This is a genomic window from Mycetocola sp. JXN-3 (genome assembly GCF_014522285.1).
GTDB lineage: Bacteria > Actinomycetota > Actinomycetes > Actinomycetales > Microbacteriaceae > Mycetocola > Mycetocola saprophilus.
In genome coordinates this window covers 590825-604828 of sequence record NZ_CP041635.1, presented here as the reverse complement: position 1 = coordinate 604828, position 14004 = coordinate 590825, and the positions used below count along the sequence as shown (strand labels likewise).

Below are 14004 nucleotides of genomic sequence, written 5' to 3'. Positions count from 1 at the left end.
TAGGTGGCCTGTAGCTTCTAACCTATCAAAACCGGGAAGCTTCTTCGTAATTGAACGACAAAATAACCCGGATCATTCCCCGTTTAGGCCGGAACCTCCACCAATTCGGGCGTCGGCGAGTGACGCTCCACCGCCGCCTTGACCCGTCCGCGCGCGACCAGGAACAGCACCAGACCGGCCGCGGTGAGGGCAGCCGAGAGGATCGGCAGCGCCCCCAAGCCATATGCCGAAAGCAGAATACCTCCGAAGAGCGCCCCGCCTCCGATGCCCAGGTTGAACGCGGTGGTGTAGAACGCGCCGGCGTTATCGCGGTTCTCGGGGGCCGCGGCCCGCAGCATCAGGGTCTGCGCGAGCGGCGGGATCAGGCCGAAGCAGAATCCCCAGATCGCCATCGCGATGGCGGCAATCACCGGGGACTGTGCGGTCATCGCGATCACGCTGACCGCCACCACACAGCCGACCAGACCGATCGCCAATCCGCGCAGCGGCAGCCGGGAGAAGATGCCGCCGGTGAAGAACAGCGAGATCGCCCCGAACGCACCAAACCCGAGCAGCGCCACGCTCACCAGCTCGGCGGGAATCCCGATAAAGCCGATGAAGAACGGGGTGATGTAGGTAAAGAAGGCGTAGTAACCGGTCATGGTCAGCGCGACCATGATGCAGATCAGCGCCACCGGGAGCACCGAGCCGGGCACCTTATTACCGGCGGCATCGATCTTGGCAGCCTTCGGGGTGACCGGGTCCTGAGCCACCTTCGGCAGGAAGAAGAACACTGCCAGCGCACCGAGCGCGAGGGCCACGGCGACCGCGCCGAACGCGACCCGCCAGCCCACCGCGTGACCGAGGGCGGTGCCCAGCGGGACGCCGAGGATCATGGCGAGGGTTCCGCCGGTCAGCGCGATGGTGATCGCGCGACCGATCAGGTGCGGGGCCACCAGGCGCGAGGCATAGGCCGGGGTCAGCGACCAGAACATGCCGTGGGCCACCCCGCCGAGGATCCGGGCAAACACGATGGCCGGATAGCTCGGCAGCACCGCGGTCAGCACGTTACACAGCGCCAGGGTCAGTAGGATCGCGACCATCAGCGTGTGCCGCGGCAGGCGCCGGGTCACCCGAATCATCGTGGTGCTGGTGAGGACCACGGTGAAGGCAAAGATGGTCACCAGCAGTCCCACCTGGGATTCGGTGACCCCGAGGTCGGCACTCATCTCGGGCAGCAACCCGGTGGGCATCATCTCGCTGGTGATGGAGAGGAAAACGGAGATCGACAGGGCGATCAAACCAAGCATCGGCAGCGCATTCGAGCGCACGGGTGTCGTGGTTGAAGAGGTCATCTGGAAAATTTCCGGAATGGCGTTCACTCGGGCCGGGACTGTGCCTCGGGCGGCGAGTTCGTCTGCGCGCTGATGTGCGCGCCCAGGGCTCTCGGGGACTGCCGGAACCATATATCAGGGTACAGGGTTCGCCCGGAATACGCATCTACCCCGTTGAGGCAATACTCTAGAGCGGTGACCAACAACACCGCCCCCGCAGAACTGAACCACTGGGTAATCACCCTCGTATGTGCCGACCAGCCCGGCATCGTGCACGATGTGAGTGGATCGATCGTCGCCGCCCGCGGCAACATCACCGAGAGCCAGCAGTTCTCCAGCGCCGACACCGGCCGCTTCTTTATGCGCCTGCAGGTCGAGTCCGCCGCCTCCTATGAGGAGTTTGCCGCGGCCCTCGCCCCGGTCGTGGAGCGCTTTGACGCGACCTGGACCCTGGACCGCGTGGGTCGTCCGCTGCGCACCCTGGTGCTGGCCAGCAAGGCCGGTCACTGCGTCAACGACCTGCTGTTCCGTCAGCGCGGCGGCCAGCTGCCGGTGGAGATTCCGCTGGTGCTCGCCAACCACGACGTGCTGGGCGACCTCGCCGAGTTCTACGGCGTCCCGTTCGAATCCCACGCGGTCACCGGTCCCGAGAGCAAGGCGGCGTTTGAGGCGCGCGTGCTCGAGGCCGTGGAGGAGCACAACATCGAACTCGTGGTCCTCGCCCGCTACATGCAGATCCTCTCCCCCGAGCTGTGCGCGGCCCTCGCCGGCAAGGCCATCAACATTCACCACTCCTTCCTGCCCGGATTCAAGGGTGCAAACCCCTACCGTCAGGCGCACGCCCGCGGCGTGAAGCTGATCGGTGCCACCGCCCACTTTGTGACCAGCGACCTGGATGAGGGCCCGATCATCGAGCAGAACGTGGTGCGCGTGGACCACTCCCGCACCCCCGAGCAGCTGATCTCGATCGGTCAGGACGAGGAGAGCCGGACGCTGACCCAGGCCGTGCGCTGGTTCGCCGAGGACCGCATCCTGCTGGACGGCGATCGCACCATCATCTTCCGCTAGACACCCGTCACGTACCAACGGCGTGCTGCCCCTCGGGGTGGTGCGCCGTTGTGTGTTCCTGGCCGGAGAAACACACAACAAACCCACGGCGATTCCAAAGCCTGGGACCCTACATTGTGGACGAGTGCCGTAGAGCCATTCGGCCGGGCCACAACATCGGGAGTCTTCATGAAGGGTCGCACGGCACTGATCACGGCCGGGGGAACGGTCCTGGTGGCCGCCGGACTGGTGATTGCGGTCCCGAACCTGGTGCATGCGGGGCACCCGCACCACGCCGAATCTCGGGCGCTCGCCTCCACGATCTCCGCCACACACCCGGCTCCGCAGGCGACTGCACCGGGTACACCGGCCGCGGGAAGCGGCGCCGCCCCCTCCAGCCGCTTCAACCTCGCCGACTGGGAACTCCAGCTGCCCACCGGCCCCCAGGGTGACCCCACCACCATTTCGCCCACGGCCCTCACCGGCGGCTATACACACGATGATTACTTTTACCTCAACCCGGCCGGGCAGATGACGTTCTGGGCACCCGAAAACGGGGTCCACACCCCGCACTCGCAGTACGGACGCAGCGAGCTGCGCCAGATGAACCCGGACGGCTCCCTCGCCGAGTGGAAGGTCACCGAGAACCACACCCTCAGCGCGACCGTCGCGGTCCCCGATGTGACCAAGCGGGTGTGCGTGGGGCAGGTGCACCTGGGCACCGGCGGCCCCTCGACCAAGGTGGTCACCGAACTGTTCTACGATGCCGACGGACAGATCACCCTGGGCGTCGCCAAATCCCCCGACGGCGGTCAGACCATGTATCCGCTGGGCAATGTCGCGCTCGGCCAGAGCTGGACCTATTCGATCACCGTGGATAATCACCGGCTCCGGGTGAGTGTCAACGGCACGGAAACCAGCTACCCGATCCCCGCCTCCTTCGACCGGTACAACGTGTACTTCAAGGCCGGTTCCTACAACCAGTCCTCCTCGGACAGCGCCACCAACGGTGCCCGGGTGGGGTTCTCCGCGCTCTCCCTGACCTAAACGATCCCGCAGCAGCGCCCGATGCCGGACCGGGCGTCGGAATCCCGTAGACTATGCGGGTGTCAGACGTAACCCCTCGCCCCGCCTTTGCTCCCAACGATATTCTTCGACTCTTCCTGGAGCTCGCCGCGGTGGTCATCGTCGCGATTTGGGGATTCACCTCCTGGCCGTTCCCCTGGAACATCGCCTTCGGTATCGCCGCCCCCGCGCTGGTGGTGCTGATCTGGGCCCTGTTCCAGTCGCCGCGCGCGGTGATCCACTTTGACGTATTCGGCCGCGCGCTGATCGAAATCTTCGTGATGTTTGGCGCTTCGCTGGCGCTGTGGCACCTGGGCAGCTGGATCGGTGCGGTCATCCTGGCGGTCATCTCGACCGTCTCCGGCCTGGTTCACGGCCTGCGCTCGCTGAACCGGTAATCCGGCGTCTTCGGGGTGGGCCCATCGGCGCGCACTCGCTAGGATGCCGATATGCTCCCCGAATTGCGCGCGGTACTCGGCGACCGCCTCGATACCTCCCCCGACGCACTCGAGGCCGTCCGCGGTGACCGTTCCGGCTACCTCTCGGCCGGCACACCACTCGGCATCGTCCATGCCGAATCCGTCGAGGACGTCCAGGCCACCCTGCGCTGGGCGCACACCCACCGCGTGCCCGTGGTCACCCGCGGCGCGGGAACGGGGCTGGCCGGGGCCGCGACCGCGGGTCCCGGCGAGATCGTGCTCTCGACCGCCCGGATGACCCGGATCCACGAGATTAACGATGTGGACCTGCTCGCGGTGATCGAACCGGGCATCATCAACGCCGACCTCAACGCGGTCCTCGCCGAGCACGGCCTGTGGTTTGCCCCGGATCCCGCCTCCCGCGCCTTCTCGACCGTCGGCGGCAATATCGCCACCAACGCCGGCGGGCTGCTGTGCGCCAAATACGGGGTGACCAGGGAGGCCGTGCTGGCCCTCGACGTGGTCCTCGCCGACGGCTCACTGATCTCGATGGGACACCGCAGCGTCAAGGGGGTCACCGGCCTCGACCTCACCGCACTGATGGTCGGCTCCGAGGGCCTGCTCGGCGTGATCGTGGGTGCCACCGTCCGCCTGCGCCGCGCGATCCCCGGCCCAGTGCACACCATCGCCGCCTACTTCCCCAGCGTACGCGCGGCCGCCGAGGCGTCCGTCGCAATCGGTCGCGCGGGTCTCACCCCGGCCATCATGGAGCTGCTGGATGCCACCTGCCTGGCCACCGTGCACGCCCACCTGGGACGCGCGGTCCCGCCACTCGGACAGAGCCAGCTGGTCCTGCGTACCGACGGCCCCGATGCCCGCGAGACCGCCGAATCCGCCCTGGCAATCCTGCGCGCCCACGGCGGAACCGCCGAGCTTGCGGCCACCGAGCGGGAGGGCGAGGACCTGCTGATCGTCCGCCGGGCCATGCACCCGGCGCTGGAAACCCTCGGCTATCCGCTGATCGAGGATGTGAGTGTGCCCAGGTCCCGGCTGGCCGAGATGTTTGACGCGATTGCCGAGGTCTCCGAGCGCTTCGATATCCCGATCCCCACCCTCTCGCATGCCGGCGATGGCAACCTGCATCCCAACCTCATCGTGGATGGACCCGAGGTACCCGAACGCGTCTGGGAGGCCGCGCACGCGCTGTTTCAGGCGTGCCTGGAGCTCGGCGGAACCCTCTCCGGGGAGCACGGGATCGGGGTGCTCAAGCAGCGCTGGCTGGCCGAGGAGCTGGGTGACACCCAGCACGAGTTGCAGCGCCGGATCAAGCTCGCGTTTGATCCGCTGAACATCCTGAACCCCGGCAAGGTGTTCTCCACCCGGTAATGTTTTCCCGGCCCCATCCGCCGCGAGGTACCGACGGATGGGGTGCACGGTGGCGGACCTAACCGGCGGTGTCCGGGGCCAGCGACAACCGCTGTGGATCGGACATATTGGCGCCCACCCCCTGCGTCATCACCACCTCCGCATCGACATCGCCGGGCACAACGATCGACTTCTTCCAGGTCCCGTGCACGGAAACCCGGGTGGTGACCACCCCGGACCGGGTGGACAGGGTGATCAGCGCTCCGGGTACGCCGGCGCCATCGAGTATCACCGTTGAGCCGTCGCGAGAACCCACCCGGATGGTGGGCGCTGTGAGTGAGGCCTCGGCCACGTGCACGATGACACGCACGGGTGCCGACCGAATTCCGTCACGCTCCTGGGTCAGCACCACCGTGTTAGAACCCACCTCGAGGAGCTGGGCCCGAACCTGAAACGTGCCCGATTCGGAAACTCGAACACCGGTGGCGGTACCCCCTGGTGAGGTGGCCACCACCCGGGCTCCCGGAACCGCGGTTCCCGAGATATTTGCCCAGCGGCCCGGATTATTGACGTTATTCACCCCGGCAGTCAGCATCCCGGGGATCGCCACAATCCGCACCGGAACGCTGAGTGTCGGCGTACTCACCCCTCCTCGAATCTGCACCACCGAAACCGTGTTGGGCCCCTCCTCAAGCCCCGCGATCGTCACGCTCCACAGCCCGTTTGCGCGTACCCAGGCGCGATGCTCCCTCCCGTTCAGACTCAGATGGATCGCCGAACCGGGCACCCCGGTCCCCCCAATGACGGCAGTTTTTGTTGCATTGGAGTGGGAGAACTGCTTCGCGGTGAAGCGCACCGCGGGGATCTTTGCCGCCTCTCTCGGTGTGGATTCAGTGACCGGGAGAAACCGAAATGGCGAATCATCGCTCACCCGCTTTTCGAGTCGCACCTCGGATATCGACGATTCCCGAACCTGCGCATTCGCGGGAACCGCCGAGACGATTCCGGTCGCGCTCACCGCGGTCAGTGCAAAGACGATCAGGGTATTTTTTAGCATGAGGCCCCTCCCCATTCACGAAAGTTGATGATGCCACGGACGGGCACCACGGACGGGCAACGCCCGCCACCGGAGGGGTGACGGGCGTTGCCGTAACGGTGTCTTCTCGGTTAGGGGAAGGTCACCGTGGAATAGATCGGTGCGGACTCCACACCATCGGCAGTGGTTTCTGTGATGGTGACGGTGTTCTTACCGCTCTTATAACCGGAGGTTGCCCAGAAGTTCCAGGCACCCGTCGCGGTCATCGGAACCGTGGTGGTGTTCTTGGTTCCATCCTCGGTGGTGACCGTAATCACCGATCCGGGGGTGGCGGTTCCCGTGTACCGTGCCTGCAGCGTCGAGTTGCTGTACTGCCACAGCTTTGCGGTGAAAGGGATCGTCGGAATGGTCAGCTCCACCGGTAGGGCCGTGGCCCGTGAGATGTCGGTTCCCTTGGCCTGAACGATGGTGAAATCGTTGGTGCCCATGGGGACGTCGTTGAACTGACGGGTCCAGGTGCCGTCGGCACCCACGATGCTTCCGATGGTCTTGTCTCCCAGGGTCACGCGCACGGCGTAGCCCGGGATACCGGTACCCGAGAAGTACACGGTGCCGGCCATCGAGGCGATGCGATCCACCTTGGCGGAGGTCACCGGCGGGATGATGAAGGCGGAGAGGTCAACGGTGTTGGACTCTGCCCCCTCAAGACGCTGGATGGCGACCAGGGTGCTGGCTTCGTCGGGCAAGCCCGAGTAGTCCAGCGACCAGTTTCCGTTGGCGGGAACCACGACGGTCTTGTCACCGGCGGGGCCGCTCACCGTGACGGTGGCCCCGGCGGTGCCGGTTCCGGTGACGTTCACGGTACCGGTGGCGCTCGTGGTCGAGCTGATCTTCGCGGTCAGCTTGCCCACGGTGGCCTTGACCTCAACCTGCAGCGTGATGCCGTCGTTGAGCGTCTCGGTCCCCACGGTCTGGGTTACCGAGAAGACCGTGACACCCAGCGGCAGGTTTGTCGCCGAGGTGTTCCAATTCCCAGCCGCGGTGGTTGTGGTGCTCAGCTTGGTCCCGTTGGAGAGAACCACGCTAATCACCGACCCCGGCGTTGCCGTTCCCGCGAGCGCGGCCGAACGAGCGGCGTTGTTCAGGGTGGCGGTTCCGGTCAGCGGGCGGTTGGTGGAGACGACCGACACATACAGGTTCTTCGGGGCCGACATCTTGCCGTCCAGCTCCTGGTGAACCGGGATGATGTTCTCGCCCACGATGAGGTTCGAGACCGTAGCCTTCCAGTTGCCCGCGGCATCAACCACGGTGGTGGTGGCGTTGGCCGAACCCGGACGGAGGTGAATGGTTGCTCCGGGAACACCGGTTCCCGAAACCTCCACGGTCCGTGCGGCGTCGTTCGCGGCGGCTGCCTTCGCGGTGAAGTCCTCAAGCATGGCCTTCAGCGTGATCGTGGTTGCCACCGGGTCGGACGTGTTGCCGTAGATGACCTGGATCGCACTCACGGCATTGGCACCGCGCTTGAGATTGGTCAGTTCACGGGTCCAGGTGCCGTCCTCCTGGACGGTGGCGGTGTACTTGCGCCCTTCGAAGGTCACGGTGATGATTCCACCGGGCTCACCCGTGCCCCCCACAACTGCGGTCTTCGCAAGGTCGTCCTGCGAGATCACCCGAATGGTGGGCTTGGCAATCCAAATTGCGATTGCCGCGGACAGGTTGATGGTCGGCGAGACGTTTCCCAGGTAGGACTGGTGCACCGCAATGGTGTTCGGTCCCACGTTCAGATCCAGCACTCGCATCGTCCAGCGCCCGTTGTTGGCAACGGTGGCGGTGAACTGGGTGCCGTTGAGGTTGGTGGCGATAATCACGGCACCGGGCTGGCCGGTACCACCAATGTTCGCCCAACGCTCACGGTTGTTCACGTTGACCAGCTTGGCGGTCAGGTCCTTGATGGTCACGCCAACGCCCACGAGGACGAAGGTCGAACCCACCAGCTCGCCATCCACCTTCTGGGTGACGGCAACCGACTGCGAACCAATCACCAGGCCGCCAATTTCGCGGGACCAGGTACCGTTCGCGGCCACGGTTGTGGTCACGTCCTTCCCAAACAGGCTCAGCGTAATCGTGGCACCGGGCTTACCGGTTCCGAAGATGGTCGCGGTGCGCTTGGCATCGTTGATGTCCTTCACATCCGCGGTCAGCGGAACGGTTACCGCGGCGATGTTCACCGTGACAACCTTCTGCCCGGCGGGCTTGCCGTTCACGGTCTGGCTGACCAGGATCGGGTTGTTGCCAATGCTCAGACCGGTCACCGTGTACTGCCAGTTGCCCTCGGCATCCACCTCAACGGTCTGGTTGCCGCTCGGGGTGTTCAGGGTGATCGTGGCACCGATGACACCGGTACCCGCGATCACCGCGGTGCGCTTGGAGTCGTCCTGGCCCACCAGGTTAGCGGTGAAGCTGTCGACCTCCTCGGTGATCTTGATCGCAACCGTCACGGGGTTGGACGTCACACCATCGGCGCTCTGGGTAACGCTCACCGAGTTGGTGCCCACCTCGAGGCCCAGAACACGGGTGCTCCAGGTTCCGTTGGCGGCCACCTGAGTGGTGAACGAGGCCCCGCCAGCCACGGTGGCAATGATCTGCGCGCCGGGCTGACCGGTACCGGTCAGGTTTGCCCAGCGGCCGGCGTTGTCTACAGTACCGACCTCGACGGTCAGGGGTGCCAGGTTCGCCAGGATGTTCACGGTGACGTTCTTCGGTGCCGAAACCTCGTTTCCGATGGTCTGGGTGACGGGAACGATGTTCGGTCCCACAACCAGGCCGGTCACGGTGGTCTTCCAGGTGCCGTTGGCCGAAACCTTCACGGTCACGTCTCCGGAGATTGGTGACAGCGTGATGGTGGCCCCGGGCTCACCGGTTCCGCCGATCACGGCGGTCTTGGCGGCGTCATCCCATGATTCGACCTTGGCGGTGAAGTTACCCACCACGGTCTCGATCAGAATGTCCACGGCGACGGGTCCGGTGGTCTTCCCAGCAAAGGTCTGGGTGACCTGGGCGGTGTTCGCACCCAGCTTCAGCCCGGTGACCGTTGCGGTCCAGGTTCCGTCGGACTTGACGGTTGCGGTGACCTGGGGACCGGCACCCTTGATGGTGATGGTGGCCCCGGGCTCACCGGTTCCCTCAAGAACGGCGGTCTTAGCGACGTTGTCCTGGGACTTCAGTGTGGCGGTGACCGGATCGGTCTGCTTGGCGATCGTGGCCTTGACCACAACCGGAGCGGACTCCACACCGGCAACATTCTGGGTCACCAGAATGTCGTTGGCCCCAACATTCAGATCCAGCGCACGCACAACAACCTTGCCCGAAGCCGGAACCACGGCCGTAGCCTTGGTACCGTTCGGAGAGGTAGCGGTAATCGTCGCCCCGGGGGTCGCGGTCACCGTGATGTTCGCCCAGCGGTCCGGGTTATTCACATTGAGCAACTTGGCACTCAGCGGAACAACGGTCTCGACGATCGTGACCGGCGCGGTCTTCGCGGCCGAGATCGTGGTACCCACGGTCTGCGTCACGGAGACGTTGTTCAGCCCCACCTTGAGACCGGTGACGGTGATCTTCCAGGTTCCGTTAGCGGCGACCGTGACGGTCTTGGTTCCGGTGGTCGGAGACACGGTGATGGTGGCACCGGGCTCACCCGTACCCGAGATCACGGCCGACTTGGCGTCGTCGTTTTGCGAGTCGAGCTTCGCGGTGAAGTTCTCGGCCACGGCCTTGATGTCGATCACGACACTGACCGGACCGGTGGTCTTCCCGGCAAAGGTCTGGGTCACGGCGACGGTGTTCTTGCCGTTCTTGAGACCCGTGACGGTTGCGGTCCAGGTTCCATCCGCTCCCACGGTCGCGGTGACGTCGGCCCCCGCGCCCTTCAGCGTGATGGTGGCCCCGGGCTCACCGGTTCCCTCAAGAACGGCGGTCTTAGCGACGTTGTCCTGGGACTTCAGTGTGGCGGTGACCGGATCGGTCTGCTTGGCGATCGTGGCCTTGACCACAACCGGAGCGGACTCCACACCGGCAACATTCTGGGTCACCAGAATGTCGTTGGCCCCAACATTCAGATCCAGCGCACGCACAACAACCTTGCCCGAAGCCGGAACCACGGCCGTAGCCTTGGTACCGTTCGGAGAGGTAGCGGTAATCGTCGCCCCGGGGGTCGCGGTCACCGTGATGTTCGCCCAGCGGTCCGGGTTATTCACATTGAGCAACTTGGCACTCAGCGGAACAACGGTCTCGACGATCGTGACACGCACGACCTTTTCGCCCGAAACCTCGGAGCCGATGGTCTGCGTAGCGGGGATGAGGTTCAGTCCCACCCGCAGGTCGGCAACGCTCGAGCTCCACGTACCGTCGGCGGCCACGGTCGCGGTGATCTTGCTGCCGTCGATCTTCTCCAGCGTGATGGTGGCACCGGGCTCACCGGTTCCCCCGATCACTGCCGACTTCTGGGCGTCGTTCTGCGACTGCAGCGAAGCGGTGAAGTTCGACACCTGAGCGAGAATCGTCACGTTGACCGGAATCGGGGTCGACTCGGCACCGGCCACGGTCTGGGTGACCATATAGGTGGTGGTGCCGTTGGGCAGGCCCGAAACCGGGAGCTGCCACGTACCGGAGGCGTCCACGGTGGTGGTCTTGTCCCCGGCGGCGTTCTTCACCGTGATGGTGGCACCGGGCTGACCGGTTCCCCCGAGTACCGCGGACTTGGCGGTGTTGTCCTGCGAGAGAACCGAGGCGGTCAGCGTGGCAATGGTTTCCACGATGGTGACGCGCACGTTCTTCTCACCCGACACGGTACCGCCGATGGTCTGGGTCACCGGAATGACGTTCGGACCCACCCGCAAACCGGCTACGGTTGCACTCCACATCCCATCGGCAGCCACGGTCGCGGTGACCGTGGAACCATCGGTGCTCTCCAACGTGATGGTGGCACCGGGTTCACCGGTTCCGCCAATCACCGCGGACTTCGCCGCGTTGTCCTGCGACTGCAGCGAAGCCGTGAAGTTCTCCACGCTCGCCCGAATGGTCACCGGAACACTCACCGGAGCCGACACCACACCGGCAACGGTCTGGGTTACCTCAAGGGTAGTGGTACCGTTCGGCAGACCGGTGACCGTGTATTCCCAGCTTCCGTTGGCAGCCACCGTGGTGGTCTTGTCTCCGGCCGGAGTCTTCACCGTAATGGTGGCGTTCGGCTCACCCGTACCCGAGAGGGTCGCGGTCTTCTTGGTGTCATCCTGCGACGTCAACGTGGCGGTCAGCGGGGCAACAACCGCGCTGAGGTTTACCATCACGTACTTATCCGCGGAGGTTCCGCTGGGGACGGTCTGGGCCGCGGTTACGATGTTTCCGCCCACAACCAGGCCGGTTACGGTCGTGCTCCAGGAGCCATCGGCGGTCACGGTCGCGGTGAACTTGGTGGCGCCCACGCTCGCGGTAATCGTCGCACCGGGCTCACCGGTTCCCCCCACTACGGCGGTCTTCGCCGCGTTGTTCTGCGACTGCAGCACAAGGGTGAAGTTGTCGGCCACCGCAAGCATGGTGACCGAGACGCTCAGCGGTGCCGAAACGACGCCATTGATGGTCTGGGTGATGGGGAAGGTGGTCGGTCCGTTGGGCAGACCGGTCGCCACGAACTCCCAGTTACCGGATGCGTCGACCACGGTGGTCTTCACACCGGACGGGGTGATGATGCTGATCTGTGCGCCAACCTCACCAATGCCGCCCAGAGTTGCCGACTTCGCGGTGTTATCCTGCGACTTCAGCATGGCGGTGAAGGGTGCGGCCACGGCCTTGATATTGACCTGCACGTACTTCGGGGTGGACTCCGTGGAACCCACGGTCTGGGTCACGGTGAGGACGTTACCGCCCACGCTCAGACCGGTAATCGAGGTGGTCCACTTCCCGTCGGTTCCCACGATCGCCTGGGCGGTGTTGGCACCGGTGGCGCCGACGTTAATCAGGGCACCCGGCTCACCGGTTCCTCCCACGACGGCGGACTTTGCCGCGTCGTCCTGAGACTGCAGGGCGACGGTGAAGTTCTCGGCCGCGGCAAGGATGGTCACGTTGACATTGATCGCCGGAGAGACCGTTCCGTTCACGGTCTGGGTAACCGGCAGAGCGGTGCTTCCATTGGGCAGTCCGGTGACCGTGTACTGCCAGTTTCCGGAGCCGTCCACCGTGGTGGTCTTCTCCCCGGCCGGGGTCTTCACCGTGATGGTGGCACCGGGCTGGCCGGTTCCGCCAAGCACAGCGCTCTTGGCCAGGTTGTCCTGCGACTTCAGCAGCGCGGTCAGACTCGGTGCGGCGAGGTTCAGCGACAGCGGCACCGGACCGGTGATGACACCGGCGTTGTTCTGGGTGACCGAGAAGGAGTTCACACCCAGCTTCAATCCGCTGACATTGAGCTCCCATGTTCCGTCGGTGGCGACCTGAGTGGACAGCGTACCGTTATCGGTAACGACGCTGATCTGAGAGCCGGCCACACCGGTACCACCCAGAACGGCGGTGCGAGCACCCACGTTGACAACCTTGACCTGGGCGGTCAGCGGGGTGTCCACAACGGTCGCGGTGAGCGACACGGTCGATCCCGACTGCACGCCACCCACAAACTGCGCGGCAATGATCGTGTTCGCACCTGACTTGAGATTGCGCACGGTGGTTGACCAGTTACCCGCCGCATCCACGGCTGCCTTGGTGAACGTCCCCGCGGGGTATTCCAGCCGGACCTCGGATCCGGGTACCGCAGTGCCGCCAACCACGGCGGTCTTCGCGGTGGAATCCACCGAACGAACCTGCGCGGTCATCCCGGCGTTTGCGGTGAGGAAGTTCAGGTTCAGCGAGGAAAGCTCCTGCTTAGAACCGAGATACACCCATCCGCGGTACACCACGGGCGAGGTGTTAATGGTGTTCCAGCCGATTCCATCGGAGAGGCTGTTTGGAATCGAAAGCGTCCAGATGTTCTGGGTGGCTGCCTGGTGGACGTAGCGGGTCAGCTTCCAGTCCTGGTTTGCCGCACCGGTGCACAGCTCCGCGGTCAGCACCGCGTTGTTGGCATCGCTGGCACGGGTCACACAGAGCGCGCTCAGCAGTCCGGTTCCGGTAATGGGACCGGTGTCTTCGAGCCCCGGGAACGAGAAATCGGGGGTCTGGCTATTCGGCTGCTGGCGAAGGAGTTCGAGCTGCTGGCCCTGGACCAGCGGGCGAGCCCAGGATCCCTGAGTAACCTGCAGGTTGAACCCGGTCAGCCACGGGCCCACGAGGCGATTGCCTGCGGTAGGCCGAAGGCCGGGCGCGGTTGTCGCGAAGGGCGCGGCCCCCCGGCCCTGGCCAGGTGCCTGCGGCTCGGCGGTCGAGTCCTTGGTTATTGTCGACGAATCGGACGGAGCCGGAGCATCGGTGGTCGCGGAGACCTCGGGCGTCGCAGACCCGCTCGGGTCAACGGAAACATTGGTCTGGCTACCCGGGGTGACCGGGGAACCGGATGAGGTGGGATCGGAACTCGGGGTTGCCGAGGTTCCCTCCCCCGGCGGTGTTTCCACCGCGTACGCTGCAGACGCGAGACCGGACACGCACAGTGCCGCGATCACCACTCCCGCAAGGGTTTGTTTAAACATTTTCTCCTATTACCTTCCGCCGTCCCACTGGACGGCCGGCACCGCACGGGCACCACTTAGAACGAGTAACCCCGTGCTGGGCACCTCGTTCA

General features: G+C 65.0%; 7 protein-coding genes. 4 read left to right on the top strand and 3 right to left on the bottom strand.

The genetic code is table 11. The features are described 5' to 3' along the window. Positions 1 to 83: 83 nt before the first annotated feature. Complete coding sequence (locus C7C57_RS02795) at positions 84 to 1334, bottom strand: MFS transporter (protein ID WP_187977502.1); 1251 nt, start codon at positions 1332 to 1334, stop codon at positions 84 to 86. Positions 1335 to 1508: 174 nt separating this feature from the next. Here C7C57_RS02795 and purU point away from each other — a divergent pair, with 174 nt between their 5' ends. The 4 genes from purU to C7C57_RS02775 all read left to right on the top strand — a co-directional run bounded on the left by purU (position 1509) and on the right by C7C57_RS02775 (position 5230). Continuing rightward, entirely contained in the window at positions 1509 to 2381 is an 873-nt protein-coding gene (purU, locus tag C7C57_RS02790; protein WP_255505757.1) for a formyltetrahydrofolate deformylase, read from the top strand. A gap of 168 nt (positions 2382 to 2549) precedes the next feature. Next, positions 2550 to 3407 (top strand): polysaccharide lyase family 7 protein, encoded by an 858-nt coding sequence (locus tag C7C57_RS02785; RefSeq protein ID WP_187977500.1) that lies wholly within the window; start codon positions 2550 to 2552, stop codon positions 3405 to 3407. Between the two features lie 59 nt (positions 3408 to 3466). Further along, positions 3467 to 3823, top strand: a complete 357-nt coding sequence (locus C7C57_RS02780) for a YrdB family protein (RefSeq protein ID WP_030148127.1) — start codon at positions 3467 to 3469, stop codon at positions 3821 to 3823. A gap of 51 nt (positions 3824 to 3874) precedes the next feature. Then, on the top strand, positions 3875 to 5230 hold the full coding sequence (locus tag C7C57_RS02775) for an FAD-binding oxidoreductase (RefSeq protein ID WP_187977499.1): 1356 nt from the start codon (positions 3875 to 3877) through the stop codon (positions 5228 to 5230). A 58-nt stretch (positions 5231 to 5288) separates the two neighbouring features. On the opposite strand, the gene C7C57_RS02770 is transcribed toward C7C57_RS02775, so the two are convergent. Next, entirely contained in the window at positions 5289 to 6266 is a 978-nt protein-coding gene (locus tag C7C57_RS02770; RefSeq protein ID WP_187977498.1) for a hypothetical protein, read from the bottom strand. Between the two features lie 110 nt (positions 6267 to 6376). Next, on the bottom strand, positions 6377 to 13912 hold the full coding sequence (locus C7C57_RS02765) for an Ig-like domain-containing protein (RefSeq protein ID WP_187977497.1): 7536 nt from the start codon (positions 13910 to 13912) through the stop codon (positions 6377 to 6379). Positions 13913 to 14004: the final 92 nt, after the last annotated feature.

Bases quoted from the DNA above. Each gene is read 5' to 3' on its own strand.
- C7C57_RS02795 (WP_187977502.1), bottom strand. From the start codon at position 1,334: ATGACCTCTTCAACCACGACACCCGTGCGCTCGAATGCGCTGCCGATG.
- C7C57_RS02785 (WP_187977500.1), top strand. From the start codon at position 2,550: ATGAAGGGTCGCACGGCACTGATCACGGCCGGGGGAACGGTCCTGGTG.
- C7C57_RS02775 (WP_187977499.1), top strand. From the start codon at position 3,875: ATGCTCCCCGAATTGCGCGCGGTACTCGGCGACCGCCTCGATACCTCC.
- C7C57_RS02770 (WP_187977498.1), bottom strand. From the start codon at position 6,266: ATGCTAAAAAATACCCTGATCGTCTTTGCACTGACCGCGGTGAGCGCG.
- C7C57_RS02765 (WP_187977497.1), bottom strand. From the start codon at position 13,912: ATGTTTAAACAAACCCTTGCGGGAGTGGTGATCGCGGCACTGTGCGTG.